The sequence below is a fragment of the Microbacterium sp. UCD-TDU genome (assembly GCF_000340625.1).
Classification (GTDB): Bacteria; Actinomycetota; Actinomycetes; order Actinomycetales; family Microbacteriaceae; genus Microbacterium; species Microbacterium maritypicum.
In genome coordinates this window covers 487,387-508,921 of sequence record NZ_KB454447.1, presented here as the reverse complement: position 1 = coordinate 508,921, position 21,535 = coordinate 487,387, and the positions used below count along the sequence as shown (strand labels likewise).

The following is a 21,535-nucleotide window of genomic DNA, read 5'->3' as shown; positions in this document are numbered from 1 at the left end:
CTCAGTGCGCGGCTTCGTTCCAGTCGCGACCGCGACCGACCTGCACGTCGAGCGGCACCGACAAGTCGGCAGCGTCACCCATCCGCGCCCGCACGATGCGCTCGGTCGCGTCCCACTCCCCGGGAGCGACCTCGACGACGAGCTCGTCATGGATCTGCAGCAGCACGCGCGAGGAGAGCTGCTCCGAGCGGAGATCATCGTGGATGTGCAGGAGCGCGATCTTCATGATGTCTGCGGCGCTGCCCTGGATAGGGGCGTTGAGGGCCGCGCGCTCGGCGTTCTCGCGCAACACCCGGTTCGGGCTCGCCAGGTCGGGGAACGGACGGCGGCGGCCGAAGATCGTCTCGGTGTAGCCGACCTCTTTCGCCTTCATGACCGACGCGCGCAGATAGTCGCGCACGGCGCCGAACCGCGCGAAGTACTCGATCATGAGCTGCTTGGCCTCGGACTGCTCGATGCGCAACTGCTTGGAGAGGCCGAACGCGGAGAGCCCATAGACAAGGCCGTACGACATCGCCTTGACCTTGGTGCGCATGGCCGCCGTCACCTCGCTCGGCTCGACTCCGAAGACCCGCGCACCGACGAAACGGTGCAGGTCTTCCCCGCTGTTGAACGCCTCGATGAGGCCTTCGTCGCCGGAGAGGTGCGCCATGATGCGCATCTCGATCTGCGAGTAGTCGGCGGTGAGAAGCGCCTCATAGCCCTCGCCCACCTCGAACGCACTGCGGATACGACGGGACTCCTCGGTACGCACCGGGATGTTCTGCAGGTTGGGGTCGGTGCTGGACAGACGCCCCGTCTGGCTTCCGGTCTGCACATACGTCGTGTGCACGCGGTGGTCGTCGCCGATCGCGGTATCGAGCGACTCGATGATCTGACGCAGCTTGGTGGCCTCACGGTGCTGCAGCAGCAGGTTCAGGAACGGGTGGGGATTGCTCTCCTGCAGGTCGGCGAGAACCGCGGCATCCGTCGAGTACCCGGTCTTGGTCTTACGGGTCTTCGGCAGCTGCAGGTCTTCGAACAGGACCTCCTGCAGCTGCTTGGGCGAGCCGAGGTTGAACTCGCGTCCGACCACGGAGAAGGCCTCCTGCGCGAGTGCCTCGGCGCGGGCGGCGAGCTCGCCGGAGAACGTGGACAGCACGTCGTGCGAGACCGCGACGCCCGCGACCTCCATGTCGGCGAGGGTGAGCAGCGTCGGCAGCTCGATGTCGACCAAGACCTTGGCGACCGGCTCGGGGATGTCTTCCCGAAGAGCCTCGGCGACGCGCAGCGCGAACCACGCCTCCTGCGAAGGCGTCGCGCCCTCGGTTTCGGGCACGAGCTGCGACGGGTCGGCCTCGGGGAGCTTCTCGCCCAGGTAGCGCTCGACCAGGTCGGAGAGGGTCTTGTCCGGGAAGCTGGGTCGTAGCAGCCAGCCGGCGAGACTCGTGTCGTACGAAAGGCCGCCGAGGCGGATGCCTTGACGGATCAGTGCCTTCACCTGCGCCTTCGCGTCGTGGAGCACCTTCGACGCGTCGGACTCGATCCATCCGCGCAGCGCCTCGGGCGCGGCTTCGGTCCAGTCGGATTCGCGGAGCTCGGTCAGGGTGGCGGCACCGATGCGCACGGGCACTCCGCCCTGTGTCGTGACACGGAGGGAGACTTCGCCTTCCTGTGCCGAACCCCAGGATGCGAGCTCGGCGGGCGTCACCTCCACAGGCACAGGAAGGACGACCACGGATGCGGGATCGTCGGCGACCTCGCCCGCACCGACGGCCTCGAACACCCGCGGGAGCAGCGTGCGGAACTCCAGGCGCGCGAAGATGTCACGCACGGCCTGGGCATCGATCGGCGCGACCGCGAGATCGGCAGGGCCGACGGGAAGCTCCACGTCGGTGAGCAGACGGTTGAGCTTGCGGTTGCGGCGCACGTCGTCGATGTGATCGCGGAGGTTACCGCCGACCACACCCTTGATCTCGTCGGCTCGGGCGATCAGTTCGTCGAGCGACCCGAACTGCGTGAGCCACTTGACGGCGGTCTTCTCCCCCACCTTCGGCACACCGGGCAGGTTGTCGCTGGTCTCGCCGACGAGAGCGGCGATGTCGGGATACTGCTCCGGCCGGACCCCGTAGCGCTCCTGGACGGTCGTCGGGTCGTAGCGCTTGAGCTGGGAGACGCCCTGCACCGACGGGTACAGCAGCGTGACATCGTCGTTGACGAGCTGGATGGTGTCGCGGTCTCCCGAGACGACGAGCACGTCGAAGCCCTGTTCGGCACCCTGAGACGCGAGCGTGGCGAGGATGTCGTCGGCCTCGATCCCTTCCTTCGTCAGCACCGGGATCGACATCGCGGCGAGGCACTCCTGGAGCAGCGGGATCTGCCCCTTGAACTCCTGAGGCGACTCGGAGCGCGTTGCCTTGTACTCCGGATACTCGTCGGTGCGGAACGAGTGACGCGAGGTGTCGAAGGCGATCGCCAGGTGCGTCGGCTGCTCGGCCTTGATGAGGTTCACCAGCATCGACAGGAAGCCGTAGATGCCGTTCGTGTGCTGGTTGTCTTTGGTCGTGAAGTTGTCGACCGGGAGGGCGAAGAAGGCACGATAGGCGAGCGAATGGCCGTCGACGACCATGAGGGTAGGCTTTGCGGAGTCCGTCACCCTGTCAGCCTAACGAGGACGACAGACACCCGCTGAGGAGGATGCATGAGCGACGTCGCGACGAGCGAAGGACTCGACTGGGCCACAGCCCGCGGAATGGGTGCTCTGGCCGAGAAGATGGGCATGGAGTTCGTCGAATTCAGCGTCGACCGCTGCGTCGCGACGATGCCGGTCGAGGGCAACACGCAGCCTGTCGGACTCATGCACGGCGGCGCCTATGTGGTCCTCGGAGAGTCCCTCGGATCGATGGCGGCCAATCTGCACGCCGGAGCCGGACGGCTCGCCGTCGGCGTCGACATCAACGCGACGCACACGCGTTCGGCGACGTCGGGCGTCGTCACCGGTGTCTGCACGCCTGTCCACCTGGGCCGCAGCATCACGGTGCACGAGATCGTGGTGACCGACGATCAGGGGCGACGTTGCTCCACGATCCGCATCACCAACATGATCAAGGACCTTCCCGCCGAGCGCTGAGCGGTTCCTCCAGCAGTCGCTGGAAGAGGAGGTGGTCCTGCCACTCCCCCGCGATGCGGAGGTACTTCGGCGCCATCCCGATGCGCTCGAAGCCGTTTCCTCGCAGCACGCTCTGGGAGCCGAGGTTGTGCACCAGCGTGGCCGCCTGCAGCCGATGAAGTCCCAGTTCCGTGCGCGAGTACTCGATGATCTGCGCGACCGCGCGATGCGCGAGCCCACGACGCAGCCGCGAGACGTCGACCCAGTAGCCGAGATCGGCGCTCCAGAACGCACCACGGACGACGTTGTTGATGTTCATCCGTCCGCGGATCTCGCCGTCGTCGGACGAGATGACGAAGCGGAAGCTGCGACCTGCGGACGCATCGTCGACGCACTGCTGCGCGTGCTGCTCCTGCGAGGCGACGGTGAAGAACGCCTCCGTGCGTGAAGGCTCCCACGGTGCGAGGTGGTCGCGGTTCGCCAGATACGCCCTCGAGAGCGCGGCGCCATCCCCCAGGCGCACGGGCCGCAGGATGTGCTCGGCATCGAGCCGGATGACCCCGGCGCTCACTCTTACTTCTTGGGCGCGAGCTGCTCGATGATCGCCTTGGCGACGTCCTGCATCGTGAGGCGGCGATCCATGGAGGCCTTCTGGATCCAGCGGAACGCCTCGGGCTCGCTCAGACCCATCTTCTCGTTGAGCAGGCCCTTGGCCCGATCGACGAGCTTGCGGGTCTCGAAGCGCTCGACCATGTCGGCGACCTCGGCCTCGAGCGTGATGATCTGCTCGTGGCGGGCCAGCGCGATCTCGATCGCCGGCAGGAGGTCGTTCGGAGTGAACGGCTTCACGACGTACGCGAGAGCACCGGCCTCGCTGGCACGCTCGACGAGCTCCTTCTGGCTGAAAGCCGTGAGGAGGACGACGGGGGCGATGTTGCCCTTGTGCAGCTTCTCGGCGGCGCTGATGCCGTCGAGCTGAGGCATCTTGACATCCATGATGACGAGGTCGGGGCGCAGCTCGGTCGCCAGAGCGACCGCGGTCTCTCCATCACCGGCCTCACCGACGACGTCGAAGCCGTTGTCGCGGAGGATCTCGACGATGTCGAGACGGATCAGCGACTCATCTTCAGCGACGACAACGCGTCGGGGTGCGGATGACGTGGGCTGCTCAGCCTGCTCTTCTTGCTCTGTCACAGAACCATCCTAGTGGAGTGCCCCTGACTGCAGGCCGTAACCACTCTGCGCGGAGGATCACTCCCCCTCCCCTGCGCTAAAGTCATAGACGCGACACACGAGCCGGCGTGGCGGAATGGCAGACGCGGAGCACTCAAAATGCTTTGTCCGAAAGGGCGTGTGGGTTCGAGTCCCACCGCCGGCACCCTTGATGAATGACTCTCGAACGGGGTTTTCCTCCTCAACGTCGAGGTCGCCGACTCACAGGGACGCGGCGGTCCCGTCGTGCGTCGGGACGACATCGGCGGTGTGATAGCGGAACACGAGGCGGGCCGGCACGGTCCCCGCCAGCACCTCGTCGACCGATGCGTTGACCTGGTCCAGCTCACGGGGTTCGGTGACGACCCGCGTCCGTCCGGCGGCGTGAAGGTCGAACACCTCGGCCAGATCCTGCCTGGTCCCGACGATGGAGCCGATGATGCTGATCCCCTTGAGCACGGTGTCGAAGATCGGCACCGTGAGCTCCCCACCGGCGGGGAGGGATACCAGCACGAGCCTGCCGCCGCGGTTCAGAGAACGGAACGCCTGGTCGAAGACCGCTGGCGCGACCGCGAGGACGACGACGACGTCCGCGCCACCGAGATCGCGGATCGCAGCGACAGGATCGGCGTCGGCGGCGTTCACCACGTGGTCGGCACCCAGCTCGGACGCCAGGTCGAGCTTCTCATCAGTGATGTCCACCGCGATGACCTTGGCGCCCACCAGGCGCGCATACTGCACCGCAAGGTGACCGAGCCCCCCGACCCCGAAGATCGCGACCGTCTCGCCCGGCGTGACATGCGCGTTCTTGATCGCCGCGTAGGTCGTGACTCCGGCGCAGGTGAGCGGCGCGGCGTCGATCGCGGTGATGCCGTCCGGAACGGGAACGGCGAAGCGGGCGTCTGCCAGCATGTACTCGGCGTAGCCGCCGTCGACGGCGTAGCCGTTGTTGTACTGGCTCTCGCAGAGGTTCTCTCGACCATCGACGCAGTAACGGCATTCGCCGCATGCGTGGCCGAGCCAGGGCATCGCGACTCTCTGTCCGACCGTGCGGCTGGTCACGCCGTCGCCGAGCTGTTCGACGATGCCGACGCCTTCGTGCCCCGGGATGAGCGGGAGCGGGGGCTTGACCGGCCAATCTCCGCGCATGGCGTGGATATCGGTGTGGCACAGTCCGCATGTCTCCACCCGGACCAAGACCTGTCCCGGACCGGGCTGCGGGATCGGACGCTCTTCCACCTGCGCCGGTGCACCGAACTCTGTGACGACTGCTGCTCGCATCATTCCTCCTGGACGGGACTCGTGGATGCCTCGAGTCTGACGCCGCCGGACGCGCTTCCCCGGGTCGAAAGTCCCACCGTGCCGGGCGCTCACCGGACGAGCACAGTGACGGTGGAGGGACTCGAGAGGACCTCTTGGCTGGTCGAACCGAGGAGGAATCGGACGATCGCACCACGGCCGTGAGAGCCGATGACCGTGAGACGCGCGTCCCGCGCAAGGCGGTTGATGACGGTCGCGGCATAACCTCGCTCGACGACTCGATGCACCTCGAGCCCCGGGTACAGGCGAGGGATCCCCGCCAGAGAATCCGTCAGTGCCTCCTCCGTCACCTTCTGCATGCCGGAGAGATAGTCCGCAGGATAGGCCGACATGTTGAGCGGCAACGGGACCGTGACCCAGGTGTTGACGACGGTGAGCGGATCGCCGGTGCGCGCGGCTTCGGCCGCGCCGAAGTCGATGAGCTTCCCGGACACCGCGGATCCGTCGACGCCCACGATCACGCCGCGCCGACCGGCGAGGTCGATGTCGGGAACGACGACCACCGGGCAGTGGGCACCTGCTGCCACACGGATGCCGTGGTGGATGCTCCGCGCACCTGCATGATCCCCCCGGAAGTCGCTTCCGATCACGAGGAGATCGAACACCATCGATGCGCTGATCAGTTCCTCCACCGGATCTCCGCGCGAGACCACGGTGTCCGCCTTCACCCCGTGCGCCCTGACCCGCTCCGCTTCGCGTTCGAGCAGCGTGTGCGTCAGGCTGATGGCCTCGGCGACGACCGCCCCTTCGCCGACCGTGCCGATCGCGCCGCCCACGACCGAGAGGAGTTCCACCCTGCTGAGCCGTTCATTCGCGCGATGCGCCGCCCACTCGACGGCTCGACGCGAAGCGGGAGTATCGACGACTCCGACCAGGATGCTCTCTTGCATGAGTGGTTTCCTTTCAGGGGGCGAAACGTGCGCGCGGTCGGGGCTCGGGACTGATCGGTACTTCTTCTCCGTGGGCGGGAACGCGCGCCGGCCACCCCAGCTCGTGTTCGATCCGAAGCCGCAGCGCGTCGGCGGCGGCGGGTTCGCCGTGCGTGACGTACACGGCACCGGGCGCGTGCGAGGCGCCCCGCATCCAACGGAGCACGCCATCGGCATCGGCATGCGCGGACATCGAGTCGATCGCCACCACCTCAGCGTCCACGGCGATCTCTCTGCCGAACACGCGCAGCGTGCGCGCGCCGGACAGGAGACGAGCTCCGCGTGTGCCGCCGGCCTGGTACCCGGTGAGGACGATCGCATTGCGCTCATCGGGGGCGTAGGCCTGAAGATGGTGGAGAATCCGACCGCCTGCGAGCATTCCGCTGGCCGAGATGATGATCATCGGCCCTCCGCGCAGATTGAGCAGTTTCGAGTCGTCGACGCTGTGGATGGGCGTCGCGAGCCCATACAGCCGATCGACCTCTTCTCGGGACAGCCGATGTTCCTCAGGGTGGCGTCGATACACCTCGGCGACGCTGATCGCCATCGGGCTGTTGACGTAGATCGGCACATCGGGGATCTCACCGCGATCCCGTAGGCGGGACAGATGCAACAGCACCGTCTCGGTGCGTCCGACGGCGAAGGCGGGGATGAGCACCACACCGTTGCGTCGCACCGTGCGCCGCACGATGTCCCCCAACGACGTTTCCGGGTCGACAGTGCTGTGTGCGCGATCTCCATACGTGGATTCGGTCACGAGGACGTCGGCGCCTTCGAAGGGGTGCGGCGGCCGCATGAGGGGGTCATCGGTTCGTCCGAGGTCACCGGTGAAGCACAGCCGACGACCGTCGACGTCGACATATGCGCTCATGGCGCCCAGGATGTGACCGGCCGGATGAAGCACGATCCCGATCGCGCCGGATACAGATGTCTCCTCCCCTTCCGGCACGATGACGAACCGTTCCACGGCGCGCTCCGCATCCTGCGTCGTGTAGAGAGGTCGGGGATGCTCATGTCGAGACCACTTGTGCTTCGCCGCATGCCGTGCCTCCTCCTCGAGCAGATAGGCACTGTCCATGAGCATGATCCGGCAGAGGGACGCCGTTCCGGCACTCGCGTAGATGCGACCCCCGAACCCGTCTCTGACGAGTGCCGGGAGGTACCCGGAGTGATCCAGATGCGCGTGGGTGAGGACCACCGCGTCGACGGAATCCGGAGGGACCGGAAACGGTGCACGATTGCGCTCGCGGAGTACCTTGAATCCCTGGAACAGCCCGCAATCCACGAGGATCCGCGAGGAAGGGGCACTGACGAGATAGCGGGAGCCTGTCACCGTATCGGCGGCCCCGAGAAAGGTCAGGCTCGCGGCACTGCCCTTCGTCGTAGTCATGGTCGTGACCGGCTGGTCACTGCCGACGATCCCGAGAGCGCCGCGAGGGCGAGTGCGGCACCCCAGGCGTGGGCGCGTTCGAGCTCACCGGCGAGGAGCCGGCTGTCCTTGTCGACCAGGAAGCTCTCGGGGCGGACGAGTTCTCGCAGCCCCCGTTTCCGCAGCCGCGTGCTGATCGCCGTCGCCGCCGAGCCGGTGAAGATCCTCGGCATGTCGACACGGGTGTCGAACGCGGCGAAGCCGGACACCGCGCGCGGGTCGGTCTCGATCCACTCCCGGATCCCGGTCGCTCGGCTTCCCTGCTCGAGCGCCAGGTGCTTCCCGAGGTCCTTTGCCCAGATCGCGGCCTCGCGTCGGGATGCCGGTCTGCTCAGCGAGTGGGCGTGAGTGGGCGCTCCGACCACGAGGACGCCGTGCTCGTTCGCGGGAACCTCATTGCGCACGTCGACGAGGGCGACGACGAGATGCTGCCGCACACCGTGCGCGATCGCCTCGGCCACAAGGCGGGTGTTGCCGAAGAAGGACTCGAAGACGATGTCCGTGGACGGGGCGTCGGCATGCGCGTATGCACCCGTCACGATCGCGTTCCCTCATGCAGGAGAGCGGTGATGTCGATCGGCTGAGTGGGCGGAAGCTGCAGATCGGCGGGATCGACCACGAGTGGACGATCTGCGGCGAAGGTCGAGTCGGCCATGATGCTCCTCTGACGGTGGCGGGAGTGCCCCGACGAGACATGCTTCTCCCGTGTGGTGCCCCCGTCAGGGTCGAACGTCCCATGAACGTTCAGGACGGATCGAAGCGCTCCGCCGTCGCTCGATCGGAGAAGTGCTCCGTGGCACCGTAGACGGCCGCCTGCGTGCGACGCTGCATGCCGAGCTTCGCGAGGAGACCAGAGACGTAGTTCTTGACCGTCTTCTCTGCGAGGCCGAGGCGCTCGCCGATCTGACGGTTCGTGAGTCCTTCCGCGATCAATCGCAGAATCTGGCTCTCGCGCAGGGTCAGCGGTGCCTCGGGGGCGGGCGGGGCCGTCGCTCGAGAAACGAGCTCGGTGCGCACACGCGCCGTGACTGCCGGAGGCGTCAAGTCCTCACCGGCCGCCGCCCGGCGGATCGAGTCGATGAGAGAAGTGCCACGGATCGTCTTCAGGACATACCCCGACGCGCCGGCGATCACCGAGGCGGCGCTCGCCGCGTCGTCGTCGAAGGCCGTGAGCATGAGGCATCGGATCCCGGGGTGCGCCGATCGGATGCTCCGGCAGAGATCCACGCCGCTGCCGTCCGGGAGCCGCACGTCGAGCACGACGACATCCGGCGAAGTCGCCTCCACTCGCCCGAGCGTGCCGCGCACAGTGCCGGATTCCCCGACCACCTCGAGCCCCGGCTCCGCGTCGAGGATCTGCGCGACTCCGCGACGGACGACACTGTGGTCATCCACCAGGAACACGCCGATCATCGGGAGCCCGTCGTCTCCGCCTCGAACGGCGCCCGCCAGCGGACCCTCGTGCCGCCGAGGTCTCGGGCCGCGACCGTGAACGTGCCGCCATGCGCTCGCGCGCGCATCTCCAGGTTCGCCGTTCCGCTGACGCGCTCCGGGTTCTCGGGCATACCGATCCCGTCGTCGTCGACGACGACCGTGACATGGGATGCCGTGACGGCGACGATGACCTCCGACGTCGTGGCGTGCGCATGACGGGCGATGTTGCTCAGCGACTCGCGCACCACGGCCACGATGTCCTCACCGAGCGGGCCGGTGACGAGGAGGTCGACGGGACCGGAGAACGAGATACGGGGAGCGCTGCGGAGATTCGGGGTGAACTCGCCCACGACATCGAGGAGTCGATGACGGACCGACTCGGGGTCCGTGGTCTGAAGAGCGAAGATGGCCGTGCGGAAGTCGGAGATGGCCGCATCGATCTCTCCGGCATGCGCGGAGATGGCTTCGGCACGATCAGGCGTGGTCGCCGCCAGCGCCTGCAGGCCGAGCCCCGTCCCGAACAGCCGCTGTATGACGTTGTCGTGAAGGTCTCGTGCGATCCGGGCACGATCCTCGATCAGATCCAGCCGCTGACGGTCAGCACGGGCATGCGCGAGAGCGACGGCGATGCCCGCTTGCGCGGCGAACTCGGAGAGCACCGACAGATCCTCGGACGAGAAGTGGTTCTGCGTCGCGTCGCGGACCACGCACAGGACACCCGCGGGCGTGCCCGCGACGAGAAGGGGGACGGCAATGGTCGATCCTCCGGAGAGATGCCCTTCGAAGGAGGGCGACTCGGCAGGATCGGCGTTGGAGACGACGCTTGCGCCGCTCATCGCCCGGGCGATCAGGGAATCGCCATCGGGAACCTCCGTGCCCTCGAGCCGATCGGCACCGACTCCTCGGGCTGTCTCCACGTGGTAGCGCCCCTCCTCGGCTCCCGGCGCGACGATCAGCACCAGATCGGTATCGATGACGGAGGCCACCTTCTCCGCCACCACGCCGAAGACGTCACCCACGTCCGCTGAGAGCAACGCCGCGGAGATCTCAGCGAGGGCGTGACTGAGGCGTTGAAGGCGCTGGGACTCCTCATAGCGACGCGCATTGTCTATCGCGATCGCGGCCGTGGTCGCGAGGGCGAGCACCAGCTCTTCGTCTTCGTCAGTGAATTCGCCGCCCGTGCGGTTGGTGAGATACAGATTCCCATATATCTCCCCGCGCACCCGGATCGGAACACCGAGGAACGTTCGCATGACCGGATGGTGCGGGGGCAGTCCCACCGATCGCGGATCGGCACCGAGGTCGACCAGGCGGATCGGATGCGCGCTCTCGATGACCGCCCCGAGCACACCATGCCCCTCCGGGAGATGGCCGATCCGAGCAGCGACGTCGTCCGGCATCCCGACGTGGATGAACTGCTCCAGGCGCCCCTCGCGGTCGATCACACCGAGCGCGCCGTATTGCGCATCCACCAGAGTCACGGCGGCCTCGACGATGTGGCGAAGCACCTGTTCGAGCTCGAGGTCTTCCACCACCGCCTGGCTCGCGCGGAGCAGACTGCGCAGTCGGCCCTGCGCGCTGAGCACATGCTGAGCTCGTTCGACCAGCTCGCCGATCGTGCTCTCCAGCTCGGATCGACGCTGATCCGGGAACCGAAGCTCTTCGTCGTCCATCTCAGCCACCTCCCGCGGCAGACATTGCCGACATTACTCTCCAACGGCCTCTGCGGGACCTTCGACTCTTGAGAGTCGACCTCCCTCGTCGCACGATGGCATTCCACCGAGAGAGGGAGCACGAATGCCTGCACGATATGTCGTGGCGCTCAAGGGACGCGGTGGCGAGGAAACGGCGCATGCGTGGGCCGAGTCGCATGCTGCCGCGGCCGGCGTTCCGGTCGTCCGCGTGCATGTGGCGACCGGAGACGATGCGGATTTCGCGCACCCCGAACCGCACAGGACGACGGACGTCGTACTCCCGAGGGGGCCCGTGCCGGAGCAGCTCGCCCGCTTCCTCCACGATGACGACGCCCTGGTGATCAGTACCGGCAAGACGGGGTTCATCCACAGCCGGGTCTTCGGCACCATGAGTCTGCGCATCGCGGCGGTGGCGCGGTGTGCCGTCGTTGTCGTGCCGCACCTCGATCTGCGCTTCCGCTCGGGGGTTGTCGCCGGGGTGAAGACCGATGACCTGCTAGATCCTGTCGTCCGTGCTGCATGCGAAGAGGCGGCAGGCCGCGGGGAGCCGCTGCAGGTCATGCACTCCTCGTTCTCCGGCATCGTTCCCGCACCCGTGGAGACGTCGGCATCCGCGCTGGAACAGGCGGCCGCTCTGGTTCAGCGGCTGCACCCTCGGGCCACGCTGCGAACGCGCGAGACCGTGCGACCGCCCGCGGAAGCGCTGCTGGACGCCTCCCGGAACGCCGCACTCGTCGTCATCGGCGCCGGGCATGCGCATCGCAGCGAGCATTCCCTCGGACCTGTCGTCCAGGACGTCCTGGTCAACATCAACGCACCCGTCCTCATCGTGCCCGGCGGTCGTTTCGAGCACGTGGAATGAGTCGAGAGCACACCGTGGGACGTTCGCCTCTGCGATCCGCCACTGCGGGGAGAATCCTGGACGGATGACAGACATCGTCGAACCATTCCCCATCGTCGTCGGTGTCGACGGCTCCGCTGCCTCCGTGGAGGCGTTGTCGTACGCGGCGCGCATCGCCGCTGCACTCGAGGCCCCGCTCACGGCGGTGACCACGTGGACCTATCCGGTGATGCTCGATCCGTTCGATCCCGGCACCGACTGGTCTCCCGAGAACGATGCGCAGCGGTGCCTCCTCGATGCCGTGCGCGCAGCGTTCCAGGGTTCGCCTCCGGAGCGGTTCACACAATCGGTCATTCCCGGCCGCGCCGCAGAGGTGCTCATCGAACAGAGCGACCGTGCTTCGATGCTCGTCGTCGGCAGCCGAGGACATGGCGGATTCGCCGGGCTGCTGCTCGGTTCCGTCAGTACCGCGTGCGCGGCCCACGCCCGCTGTCCAGTGCTCGTCTTCCACACACCGATGCGGTATCCCGCCACATCCGAAGCCCCCCGGCTCTCCGCTGCGCCAAGACGGTCCTGAGCGTCGCGGCAGAGAGAAGAGAGAGGGACCGCGCTGCCCCTCGCGCGCGGGCCCTGCCCCTTCCTTCTCGGAGTGGCCATCCCCGGTGCAGGCCACTTCCCCCTCGTTTTCCCAGAACGCGAGGTTATGGCGCATGAACCATGCTGCCGTGGGTCTTTGGTCCTACGACGAGTCCTGTTCCCGTCCGAGTCGCGAGCTGTACTGTGAGCTGCACGCCCGCACCCGCCGGATGGCCACCCCGCGGCCCGACAACGAAGAGAGGGACGAATGCACCGCGTGTTCCTGGTCGACGATCACGAGATCGTGCGCCGCGGCATCGCCGGACTCCTCGACGCGCACCCCGATCTGACAGTGGTTGGAGAAGCATCGACCTGCAGCGAGGCGGTCATCCGGATCGCCGAGACGCTCCCCCACGTCGCCGTCCTGGACGTGCATCTCCCTGACGGCAGCGGTATCGATCTGTGTCGCCACATCCGCCACGCCCATCCGAGCGTGCGCTGCCTGATCCTGACCGCATTCGACGATGACGACGCGCTCGTCGCCGCCGTCATGGGCGATGCCTCCGGCTACCTGTTGAAGAGTCTGCACACCGACGAACTCGTGCGTGCCGTCTGTGCGGTGGCCGACGGAGAGTCGCTGCTGAATCCCTCGATGGTGCGCCGCATCACCCATCGGGTGCGCGACGCCCGCACGGAGGACCCTCGTTATGGGTCGCTCAACCTGCGCGAGAAGCAGACGCTCGCGCTGATCGCCGAAGGACTGACCAACGCTCAGATCGGCGACCGTCTCGGGCTCGCGGAGAAGACGGTGAAGAACTACGTCTCCTCCGTGCTCAGCAAGCTCGGGCTGGAGCGCCGGACGCAGGCGGCCGTGCTCGAAACGGAACGGACGGCCGGAATCGGCGCTCCCGGTGCGCCTTCCGCGCCACCTCGTCAATAAGGGCGGACCACGATGCGGTTGTCGACCTCGGTCACATGCGGAGAGGCCCAGGCCGCTTCCACAGCCTGATTCTTCTCCGCCCACGATCGGACCGTGCCGGTGAGCATGACGGAGGTGCCCGAGACCGCGACCTCGATCGTGTGCGCGTCGACGAGCGCGTTGCGCCTGATCGCGCCGCGGATGCGTTCCTCTGCATCCGCTGCCGAGGGCCGGGCGGTGAGCGTGATCATGCTGTTGACGGTTCGCACACCTTTCAGATGCTGCACCGCGCGCTTCGCGGCGCGCCGCTCGTAGTCCCAGTCCACCTCCCCCATGAGGCTGACGTCGCCGCCCTCGATCACCGCCTTCACGCCGGGAGGGACGTCAGCGGCAGCGCGAAGAGCGTGCTCCACCTCTTCCGCGACGGCGGTGTCGGCCATGTGTTCGTCAGGCGACGACGGCAGGACGAGGTGGTCGATGACGGCATTCACTCCGCGCACGCGCAGGGCGGCGTGTCGAGCCGCCAGGCGCTCGGTGTGGGTGTCGACTTCACCGGAGAGGGCCACGGTGCCGTCTTCGACCGCGACGCCGATCCCCGCACTGTCGACATCGGGGGTCCACTCCAGCTCCTGCTGGACCGCTCGCTGCAGGTCTTCGTCATCGATGCGGGTGGCGGATGTCATGGTGCTACTCCTTCTGATCGTGGTGCTCGGGTTCGATGGAAGGCGCAGAGCTCCCGCGGTCGCGATCGTTCGGGGTGGCGACGCTGCTCCAGGTCCACCCCGCGATCTCAGGCGCATCCTCGCCGTGCGCGCGCGTGTAGGCCCGCGCGCGAAGCCGCGCATCCTGCATCTCCTGTCTCAGCACCGCGTGCGTGGAGGCGAGGCCGGGCACCCGGTCGATCACGTCGATCACGAGGTGGAACCGGTCCATGTCGTTCATCATGACCATGTCGAACGGTGTCGTCGTGGTGCCCTCCTCGATGTAGCCGCGCACATGGAGGTTGTCGTGTCCGTGCCGCCGGTACGTGAGGCGGTGGATGAGCCACGGATAGCCGTGGTAGGCGAAGATCACAGGCCTGTCCTCGGTGAAGACGGCGTCGTACTCGCGGTCGCTGAGTCCGTGCGGATGCTCACCCTCGCTCTGGAGACGCATCAGGTCGACCACGTTGACGACCCGGACGCTCAGCCGGGGCATGCGCTCACGGATGATGGCTGCCGCGGCGAGCACCTCCAGCGTCGGGACATCACCCGCCGCTGCGAGGACGACGTCCGGTTCCTGATCCGTCCGCTCGTTCCCTGCCCATTCCAGGATGCCCAGCCCCCGCGTGCAGTGTTCGATCGCCTCCGACATCGTCAACCAGTTCGGCGCCGGCTGCTTGCCGGCGACGACGACGTTGACATAGTGCACCGAACGCAGACAGTGATCGTAGGTCGACAGGAGCGTGTTGGCGTCGAAGGGCAGGTAGACGCGCACCACATCCGCCTTCTTGTTCACCACGTGGTCGATGAATCCCGGGTCCTGGTGCGACAGCCCGTTGTGATCCTGACGCCAGACGTGTGAGCTGAGCAGGTAGTTCAGCGAGGAGATCGGGCGGCGCCAGGGAATGCCCTTCGCGGTCTTCAGCCATTTGGCGTGCTGATTGATCATCGAGTCGACGATGTGCACGAACGCCTCGTAGGAATTGAAGACTCCATGGCGCCCCGTGAGCAGGTAGCCCTCGAGCCAACCCTGACATTGGTGTTCGCTGAGCATCTCGACGACGCGGCCGGCCCTGGCCAGGTGGTTGTCGTCATCGATCGGCCACAGCGCGGCGTTCCACTGCTTGTCCGTGACCTCGAAGACGGCGTCGAGACGGTTGGAGGCGGTCTCGTCGGGGCCGAAGATCCGGAAGTCCTTCGGGTTGGCCGCGATCACATCGCGCAGCCAGGTGCCGAGAACGCGGGTGGCCTCGCTGACGGACCCTCCCGGAGACGGGACATCGACGGCGTAGTCGCGGAAGTCCGGGAGAACCAGGTCTCTGCGCAGGAGGCCGCCGTTCGCCACGGGGTTGGCACTCATCCGCGCATCTCCCTCCGGCGCGAGAGCGGCCACGGACGCTCTGATCGAACCCGACTCGTCGAACAGCTCCTCCGGCCGGTAGGAGCGCATCCAGTGCTCGAGCAGCTGGGTGTGCGCGAGCGTGTCCCGAGCGTCCCGAAGGGGAACCTGGTGCGAACGCCAGTTGTCCTCCGCCGGATGTCCGTCGATCACCTTCGGGCAGGTCCACCCCTTGGGTGTGCGCAGCACGATCATCGGCCAGGCGGGGCGGGTGTCGAGCGCGCCCGACGCCGCAACCGCCTTGATCTGCGCGATCTGGTTGAGCACCTGATCCAGGGTGTGCGCGAATCGTCTGTGGACTTCGAGGGGATCCTCGCCGTCGAAGCCTCCGGAGACGAGGTACGGTGTGTGCCCGTACCCGCGCATCAGCTGCAGCAGCTCCTCTTCGGGGATGCGGGCGAGCACGCTCGGATTGGCTATCTTGTAGCCGTTCAGGTGGAGGATCGGCAGCACCACCCCGTCATGCTGGGGATCGAGGAACTTGTTCGAGTGCCATCCGGTCGCCAGGGGCCCGGTCTCGGCTTCGCCGTCGCCGACGACCGCAGCGACCAGCAGGTTCGGATTGTCGAATGCGGCCCCGTAGGCGTGGGACAGCGAGTAGCCCAGCTCGCCACCCTCGTGGATCGACCCCGGGGTCTCCGGTGCCACGTGGCTGGGGATCCCCCCGGGGAAGGAGAACTGGCGGAACAGTGCGCGGACGCCGTCCTCGCTGCGCGGGATCGCGTCGTACACCTCGCTGTATGTGCCGTCCAGGTACGCGTTGGCGACCATACCGGGCCCTCCGTGACCCGGCCCCGCGACGAAGAGGACGTCGAGCGCACGCTCTCGGATGACGCGGTTCAGGTGGGCGTAGATGAAGTTGAGGCCGGGCGTGGTCCCCCAGTGGCCGAGCAGTCGCGGCTTGATGTGGTCGCGGGTGAGCGGTTCGCGCAGCAGAGGGTTGTCGAGCAAATAGATCTGCCCCACCGACAGGTAGTTCGCTGCACGCCACCAGGCGTTCAGAGCCTCCAGCGTCGGGGGTGACGGTTCTGTCGGCTCGATGCTCGGCCAGCTGAGGGCTCCGGACGCACTCATCGCGTGTCGTCTCGGAAGGGGGTTCGCGTCATGAGCACGAGTACATCTCCGTTCGCTCGGGCGTTCCAGTGCCGAAGGTCCCGAGCCCGTCCACGAGACCCTCGGACGGCGTTCGCCGCAGACCCTTTCGCCAGACGACCTCTGGAGTCAGGTCGGTGTGACCTTCGTCCCGGGGATCGCGCACCGGACCCGCGATCGTAGGGACATGGAGACCACACGGACCGACCGCATCATCGTGGGCGTCGATGGCTCGGCGTCATCTGTCGAAGCGCTGCGCTACGCCGCTCCCCTGGCGGACGCCCTGAACAGACCTCTGCACGTCGTCACCACATGGACCGCACCACCCATCGATCCCTATGCGGCCATCGAGTGGTCGCCCGAACAGGACGCCGAGGAGATTCTCGGCGAGAGCATCCGGAAGGCCTTCGGCGGACGACCACCCGCCGGAATGACGCAGCGGACACTGCTCGGTGCTCCCGCACGAACGCTCATCGGACTGAGCGAGAACTGCTACATGCTCGTGCTGGGCAGTCGCGGTCACGGAGGCTTCGCCGGATTGCTCCTGGGGTCGGTCAGCGCCGCATGCGCGGAACACGCGCACTGTCCCGTCCTGATCGTCCACACGCGGAAGACCGCAACCGCAGACGGCGACGACGTTCGTCTCTGATCCCGAGAGACCCGCTCGACGCCGGGCCGACGAAGCCGGCCTCGCCCGCCGCTGCCGACGGACATCTGCGTCCCGACGATCGCTCTGGCCTCCGACTCCGACTACTGTCGCGCCTCGGAGTGCGCTCGTCCGAAGTTCACGAGCGACACGAAGACGAAGACGATCACGGTGACCGCGGTGGCCAGCCCCAGGGCGACCGCTGCGCCCCAGACGAGTCCGACGTTGAACCCACCGGCTTCTGGAGGCTGGAGTGCGGAGTCCGGCTGGACGAGGAGCATCGCTCCGGTGAGGAGGATTCCGGCTGCTTGGGCGGCGATCAGGAGCGTCGCGCCGCGAGGAAGCTCTCGGAGGCCCCCAACGGTCAGCAGGCGCACGGTCGCGACGAGGCCCACGAGCAGCGACACGTACACGACGACGGTCTGGATCACGTCGGCCACCGTGAAAGGGGGGAAGACACCGCGCACCACACACGTCTGCGCGAACGGGAACAGCTCGAAGACCCCATCACGTCCGCCCTCGCCCGGTCCAGGACAGACCCCGGCGTAGCGGTCGCGCCCTGCATTCGTGGACACCACGAAGACGCTCAGGATGAAGAGGCACCATGCCACCCACCCGATGACCGTGGGCCGCGACGACGACCGTCGGGAACCCGGGACCGTTGGCGTCATGAGCGCCATCGTAACGGGACCCTCCTCGTGCTCTTTCGCTGCGTGCGCTAGAAAGTCCTTATGCACAACGGTGACGGTCTGCCGGCCGCGCATGCCACGCGCCCGCGGCGCCGACGCCGCGCCCTCATCCTGATCGGCGCCCTCGTGATCGCGGCGCTCGTGCTCGTCGCGATCGAAGTCACCCGCCGAACACTGGCCGAGCAGGACGATGCGCGGACGGATCCGGCCTTCTATGCCCTTCCCACTCCCCTGCCCCGCGACGATCCGGGCGAGATCATCCGCATCGCACCGATCGAAAGTGCTCCCGTCGGCACCAGCGCGTGGCGCGTGATCTACCACTCGCGTGATCAGGCGGGCGCGGATATCCCGGTGTCCGGCGTCGTGATCGTCCCGAACGGGCCGGTTCCCGACGGCGGACGCACGATCGTGTCCTGGGGCCATCCCACCACGGGGGCGGCCACACGGTGCGCACCGTCGCTCGGGATGGACCCGTTCGAGTACATCGAGGGGATGCACGAGCTGCTCGCCGAGGGGTACGCCATCGCTGCCACCGACTATCCCGGCCTCGGGGTCGAAGGCGCCTCGTCGTATCTGCTGGGCATTCCCGAATCCAACAGCGTGCTGGACATCGTGCGCGCAGCACGCCGCATCGACGGCGCAGGGGTGAGCGACAGGGTCGTGCTGTGGGGACATTCGCAGGGAGGTCAGGCGGTTCTGTTCGCGGCGGAGCGCGCAGCGGAGTACGCGCACGAGCTCACGATCGAGGGCGTCGCTGTGGCGGCGCCGGCGGCGAATCTGAACGCCTTGATGACCGACGACATCGTCAACCTCTCGGGCGTCACCATCGCCTCCTTCGCCATCCCGGCCTACGAAGCCGCCTACGCAGAGCAGTACGGCTCCGAGACGATCACCGACGTGCTCACACCCGCCGGGCTGTCGGCGACCCCCGACATGGCCGCCCTGTGCTTGCTCACACAGAACGCGCAGATCCACGCGATCGCCGACCCGCTCGTCGGTCGCTACGTGCGAAGCGACCCTGCGACGACAGAGCCGTGGCAGACGATGCTCCAGGAGAACAGCGCCGGGAACACCCCTCTCAGGGTGCCGGTCTTCGTCGGTCAGGGAGAAGCAGACGAGCTCGTGCTGCCGAGCGCGACCGAGGGCTACGTGAAGCTGCTCTGCACGCAGAACACGGAAGTCACCTTCCACCGCTATCCGGATGTCACCCACGGCCTCGCGGCCTACGCCGCGCTGCCTGACCTGCTCCTGTGGCTCCCGACGCTCGGTGGGAGCCGCGCGGCTGCCGACGGCTGCGGCTGAGCGCTATTCCGCCAGAACCGCGAGCTCTGCCAGAACCCGCGGGTGCGCGAGGATCCGGAAGTGCCCGCCCGTCTCGAGGCGGACGTTCTTGGCACCGACGAGCTCGCTCCCCTCGGGGATGTGCGGATCGAACCCCGCGTAAACCGAGACGATCCGCTCGTTCACGCTCAGCTGCCGTGCGAGACTCACGATCGACGGGTCTTCCGGAGAGAACTCCCGCAGAGTGCGTGACAGCATGCGGCGGGCGTAGCGAGATCCGCCGAACGGTGTCGCGACCGCGAGCATCGACCGCACACGTTCTCTCGCCGGGCCGGTCATGACGAGCTTCCCTGCGAGGCCGCCCTTGCTGTGGGCGACGAGGATCACGTCGGTGAGGTCATGCTCCTCGAGGAAGGCGGTGACATCGGCGGCCAGGTCGACCACCGGCTGCTGATTGCGACGGAGCGCGTCGACGATGTGGACGGGGTGCCCGCGCCGATGCATCGCCACGACGAGCGGTTGCAGGAATCTCCAGGTCTCGTACACACCGGGGAGCACGACGATGTGGGCGGCGCTCCCGGATGCGAAGGACGCCGGATCGGTGCGGTCGAACAGCGCACGCACCTGCCAGTACCCCGCGTAGACGTAGTCGGCGACCCACCATCCGGCGTTCCTCAGCACGCCGATGATGTGCTCCTCGGACGACGGCACGGCTCCATGAGTGAAAACTACCTGACGCCTACGACAGAGGGGGCGGGACCGAAGTCCCGCCCCCTCTGGATGCTGTCCGTCAGACGCCGGCCTTGTAGATGGGGGCGGCACCGCGGATCGCGTCGCCGACCTTGTGCACACGAAGGTCGTTCGTCGATCCGACGATTCCGGGAGGGGAACCGGAGATCACGACGACCTTGTCCCCTTCCTCGGCGAGACCGTTGCCGAGCAGGTACTCGTCGACCTGGTGGTACATCAGGTCGGTGTGCTGCACCATGTCGACCAGGGTCGAGCGGATGCCCCACGTCAGCGCCATGCGGCGACGGATACCCGGCTCCGGTGTGAAGGCGATCATCGGGATGCGCGAGCGCAGACGCGACAGACGTCGTGCCGAGTCACCGGACTGCGTGAACACGCAGAGGAACTTCGCGTCGACGAACTCCGCGACCTCGAGAGCGGCGAGGGTGATCGCGCCACCCTGCGTGCGGGGCTTGGTCGTGAGAGGCGCGATACGCTCCAGGCCGTGCTCCTCCGTGGACGCGATGATCCGCGCCATGGTCTCGACGACGACGACAGGGTAATCGCCGACGCTGGTCTCACCGGAGAGCATGACGGCGTCTGCACCGTCGAGCACCGCGTTCGCGACATCCGAGGTCTCGGCGCGCGTCGGAACAGGGCTGTTGATCATCGACTCGAGCATCTGCGTCGCGACGATGACCGGCTTGGCCATGCGACGCGCGATCTCGACCGCGCGCTTCTGCACAATCGGCACGGCCTCGAGCGGAAGCTCCACACCGAGGTCGCCACGAGCGACCATGATCGCGTCGAACGCGTCGACGATCTCTTCGAGCGCGTCGACGGCCTGCGGCTTCTCGACCTTGGCGATGACAGGAACGCGGACGCCCTCTTCCGCCATGATCTCGTGCACGCGCTCGACGTCGGCGGCGTTGCGCACGAATGACAGGGCGATCAGGTCGGCGCCGATGCGCAGGCCCCAGCGCAGGTCGTCCTCGTCCTTCTCGCTCAGCGCGGGGACGTTCACGGCGACGCCGGGCAGGTTGATGCCCTTGTTGTTCGAGACGGCCCCAGCGACGATCACCTTGGTGGTGACCGTGACACCGTCGGTCTCGACGACCTCGACGCGAACCTTGCCGTCGTCGATGAGGAGGAAGTCACCGGGCTTGACGTCCTGCGGGAGACCCTTGAAGGTCGTACCGCAGATGTCCTTGTTGCCGATGATGTCTTCGGTGGTGATCTTGAAGATGTCGCCCTTGGCGAGCTCGTAAGGACCGTTCTCGAACTTGCCGAGACGGATCTTCGGCCCCTGGAGGTCGACGAGGATGGCGACCGGACGACCGGCGTCCTCTGCGGCACGACGCACGTTGGCGTAGTTGTTCTCGTGCACGGAGTAGTCACCGTGGCTGAGGTTCAGTCGAGCGACATCCACCCCCGCATCGATCAGTGCGCGCACCGTCTCATAGGTGGAGGTGGCGGGGCCCAGGGTGGCGACGATTTTCGCGCGTCTCAAAGATTTCTCCAGGGTAGAAGTGGGGGAAGGTAAATCAGGCGACGGT

At 67.1% G+C, this 21,535-nt stretch carries 20 protein-coding genes and 1 tRNA gene; 7 read left to right on the top strand and 14 right to left on the bottom strand.

From position 1 onward, the window contains the following. Position 1 precedes the first annotated feature (1 nt). Positions 2 to 2,635: a DNA polymerase I gene (polA, locus tag D514_RS32735; RefSeq protein WP_031206150.1), complete on the bottom strand. Its 2,634-nt coding sequence runs from the start codon at positions 2,633 to 2,635 to the stop codon at positions 2 to 4. Between the two features lie 45 nt (positions 2,636 to 2,680). Here polA and D514_RS32730 point away from each other — a divergent pair, with 45 nt between their 5' ends. Continuing rightward, positions 2,681 to 3,109, top strand: coding sequence for a hotdog fold thioesterase (locus D514_RS32730; RefSeq protein WP_017830604.1), 429 nt, complete (start codon positions 2,681 to 2,683; stop codon positions 3,107 to 3,109). Here the strand turns inward: D514_RS32730 and D514_RS32725 are convergent. After that, a complete protein-coding gene (locus D514_RS32725; protein ID WP_017830603.1) occupies positions 3,084 to 3,659 on the bottom strand; it encodes a GNAT family N-acetyltransferase in 576 nt (191 codons plus the stop codon). The two genes, D514_RS32730 and D514_RS32725, sit on opposite strands and share 26 nt — an antisense overlap. A 2-nt stretch (positions 3,660 to 3,661) precedes the next feature. Next, positions 3,662 to 4,282, bottom strand: a complete 621-nt coding sequence (locus tag D514_RS32720) for an ANTAR domain-containing response regulator (RefSeq protein ID WP_017830602.1) — start codon at positions 4,280 to 4,282, stop codon at positions 3,662 to 3,664. 101 nt (positions 4,283 to 4,383) lie between these two features. Here D514_RS32720 and D514_RS32715 point away from each other — a divergent pair. Further along, positions 4,384 to 4,466, top strand: a tRNA-Leu gene (locus tag D514_RS32715). 56 nt (positions 4,467 to 4,522) lie between these two features. On the opposite strand, the gene adhP is transcribed toward D514_RS32715, so the two are convergent. From adhP to D514_RS32685, 6 genes are all read right to left on the bottom strand, one after another. Next, on the bottom strand, positions 4,523 to 5,581 hold the full coding sequence (gene adhP / locus D514_RS32710) for an alcohol dehydrogenase AdhP (protein WP_051056618.1): 1,059 nt from the start codon (positions 5,579 to 5,581) through the stop codon (positions 4,523 to 4,525). 89 nt (positions 5,582 to 5,670) lie between these two features. Further along, complete coding sequence (locus D514_RS32705) at positions 5,671 to 6,510, bottom strand: universal stress protein (protein ID WP_017830600.1); 840 nt, start codon at positions 6,508 to 6,510, stop codon at positions 5,671 to 5,673. 13 nt (positions 6,511 to 6,523) lie between these two features. Then, the gene (locus D514_RS32700; RefSeq protein ID WP_017830599.1) at positions 6,524 to 7,939 is read right to left on the bottom strand and encodes an MBL fold metallo-hydrolase; all 1,416 of its coding nucleotides are present in this window, start codon (positions 7,937 to 7,939) and stop codon (positions 6,524 to 6,526) included. Then, on the bottom strand, positions 7,936 to 8,517 hold the full coding sequence (locus D514_RS32695; protein ID WP_017830598.1) for a flavodoxin family protein: 582 nt from the start codon (positions 8,515 to 8,517) through the stop codon (positions 7,936 to 7,938). The genes D514_RS32700 and D514_RS32695 overlap by 4 nt, the downstream gene beginning before the upstream one ends. Positions 8,518 to 8,722: 205 nt before the next feature. Next, a complete protein-coding gene (locus D514_RS32690; protein ID WP_017830596.1) occupies positions 8,723 to 9,391 on the bottom strand; it encodes a response regulator transcription factor in 669 nt (222 codons plus the stop codon). Continuing rightward, entirely contained in the window at positions 9,388 to 11,085 is a 1,698-nt protein-coding gene (locus D514_RS32685) for a GAF domain-containing protein (protein ID WP_017830595.1), read from the bottom strand. Before D514_RS32685 ends, D514_RS32690 begins: the two co-directional genes overlap by 4 nt. A gap of 124 nt (positions 11,086 to 11,209) precedes the next feature. On the opposite strand from D514_RS32685, the gene D514_RS32680 reads away from it, so the two are divergent. The 3 genes from D514_RS32680 (at position 11,210) to D514_RS32675 (ending at position 13,463) form a co-directional block, all read left to right on the top strand. Continuing rightward, positions 11,210 to 11,968 (top strand): universal stress protein, encoded by a 759-nt coding sequence (locus tag D514_RS32680; protein ID WP_081603922.1) that lies wholly within the window; start codon positions 11,210 to 11,212, stop codon positions 11,966 to 11,968. Positions 11,969 to 12,032: 64 nt separating this feature from the next. After that, entirely contained in the window at positions 12,033 to 12,524 is a 492-nt protein-coding gene (locus tag D514_RS0119565) for a universal stress protein (RefSeq protein ID WP_017830593.1), read from the top strand. Between the two features lie 267 nt (positions 12,525 to 12,791). Further along, positions 12,792 to 13,463: a response regulator transcription factor gene (locus D514_RS32675; RefSeq protein ID WP_017830592.1), complete on the top strand. Its 672-nt coding sequence runs from the start codon at positions 12,792 to 12,794 to the stop codon at positions 13,461 to 13,463. Here D514_RS32675 and D514_RS32670 read toward each other — a convergent pair. Both D514_RS32670 and D514_RS32665 read right to left on the bottom strand, forming a co-directional pair. Next, positions 13,457 to 14,125 carry a BON domain-containing protein gene (locus D514_RS32670; protein ID WP_017830591.1) on the bottom strand — a complete coding sequence of 223 codons (669 nt, stop codon included), beginning with the start codon at positions 14,123 to 14,125 and terminating at the stop codon, positions 13,457 to 13,459. The genes D514_RS32675 and D514_RS32670 overlap by 7 nt on opposite strands. A 4-nt stretch (positions 14,126 to 14,129) precedes the next feature. Continuing rightward, the gene (locus D514_RS32665; protein WP_017830590.1) at positions 14,130 to 16,616 is read right to left on the bottom strand and encodes a phosphoketolase; all 2,487 of its coding nucleotides are present in this window, start codon (positions 16,614 to 16,616) and stop codon (positions 14,130 to 14,132) included. A gap of 205 nt (positions 16,617 to 16,821) precedes the next feature. Here D514_RS32665 and D514_RS32660 point away from each other — a divergent pair, with 205 nt between their 5' ends. Further along, entirely contained in the window at positions 16,822 to 17,283 is a 462-nt protein-coding gene (locus tag D514_RS32660; RefSeq protein ID WP_017830589.1) for a universal stress protein, read from the top strand. A 101-nt stretch (positions 17,284 to 17,384) separates the two neighbouring features. Here the strand turns inward: D514_RS32660 and D514_RS32655 are convergent, their stop codons facing one another. Next, positions 17,385 to 17,951 carry a hypothetical protein gene (locus tag D514_RS32655; protein ID WP_144053051.1) on the bottom strand — a complete coding sequence of 189 codons (567 nt, stop codon included), beginning with the start codon at positions 17,949 to 17,951 and terminating at the stop codon, positions 17,385 to 17,387. A 60-nt stretch (positions 17,952 to 18,011) separates the two neighbouring features. Here D514_RS32655 and D514_RS32650 point away from each other — a divergent pair, with 60 nt between their 5' ends. Further along, positions 18,012 to 19,271, top strand: coding sequence for an alpha/beta fold hydrolase (locus D514_RS32650; protein ID WP_017830587.1), 1,260 nt, complete (start codon positions 18,012 to 18,014; stop codon positions 19,269 to 19,271). A gap of 3 nt (positions 19,272 to 19,274) precedes the next feature. Here the strand turns inward: D514_RS32650 and D514_RS32645 are convergent, their stop codons facing one another. Together D514_RS32645 and pyk are read right to left on the bottom strand one after the other, a co-directional pair. Next, positions 19,275 to 19,961, bottom strand: a complete 687-nt coding sequence (locus D514_RS32645; RefSeq protein ID WP_017830586.1) for a triacylglycerol lipase — start codon at positions 19,959 to 19,961, stop codon at positions 19,275 to 19,277. A 79-nt stretch (positions 19,962 to 20,040) separates the two neighbouring features. After that, entirely contained in the window at positions 20,041 to 21,489 is a 1,449-nt protein-coding gene (pyk, locus tag D514_RS32640; protein WP_017830585.1) for a pyruvate kinase, read from the bottom strand. Positions 21,490 to 21,535 lie beyond the last annotated feature (46 nt).

Bases quoted from the DNA above. Each gene is read 5' to 3' on its own strand.
- D514_RS32730 (WP_017830604.1), top strand. From the start codon at position 2,681: ATGAGCGACGTCGCGACGAGCGAAGGACTCGACTGGGCCACAGCCCGC.
- adhP (WP_051056618.1), bottom strand. From the start codon at position 5,581: ATGCGAGCAGCAGTCGTCACAGAGTTCGGTGCACCGGCGCAGGTGGAA.
- D514_RS32705 (WP_017830600.1), bottom strand. From the start codon at position 6,510: ATGCAAGAGAGCATCCTGGTCGGAGTCGTCGATACTCCCGCTTCGCGT.
- D514_RS32700 (WP_017830599.1), bottom strand. From the start codon at position 7,939: ATGACTACGACGAAGGGCAGTGCCGCGAGCCTGACCTTTCTCGGGGCC.
- D514_RS32690 (WP_017830596.1), bottom strand. From the start codon at position 9,391: ATGATCGGCGTGTTCCTGGTGGATGACCACAGTGTCGTCCGTCGCGGA.
- D514_RS32685 (WP_017830595.1), bottom strand. From the start codon at position 11,085: ATGGACGACGAAGAGCTTCGGTTCCCGGATCAGCGTCGATCCGAGCTG.
- D514_RS32680 (WP_081603922.1), top strand. From the start codon at position 11,210: ATGCCTGCACGATATGTCGTGGCGCTCAAGGGACGCGGTGGCGAGGAA.
- D514_RS0119565 (WP_017830593.1), top strand. From the start codon at position 12,033: ATGACAGACATCGTCGAACCATTCCCCATCGTCGTCGGTGTCGACGGC.
- D514_RS32675 (WP_017830592.1), top strand. From the start codon at position 12,792: ATGCACCGCGTGTTCCTGGTCGACGATCACGAGATCGTGCGCCGCGGC.
- D514_RS32670 (WP_017830591.1), bottom strand. From the start codon at position 14,125: ATGACATCCGCCACCCGCATCGATGACGAAGACCTGCAGCGAGCGGTC.
- D514_RS32665 (WP_017830590.1), bottom strand. From the start codon at position 16,616: ATGAGTGCGTCCGGAGCCCTCAGCTGGCCGAGCATCGAGCCGACAGAA.
- D514_RS32660 (WP_017830589.1), top strand. From the start codon at position 16,822: ATGGAGACCACACGGACCGACCGCATCATCGTGGGCGTCGATGGCTCG.
- D514_RS32655 (WP_144053051.1), bottom strand. From the start codon at position 17,951: ATGACGCCAACGGTCCCGGGTTCCCGACGGTCGTCGTCGCGGCCCACG.
- D514_RS32650 (WP_017830587.1), top strand. From the start codon at position 18,012: ATGCACAACGGTGACGGTCTGCCGGCCGCGCATGCCACGCGCCCGCGG.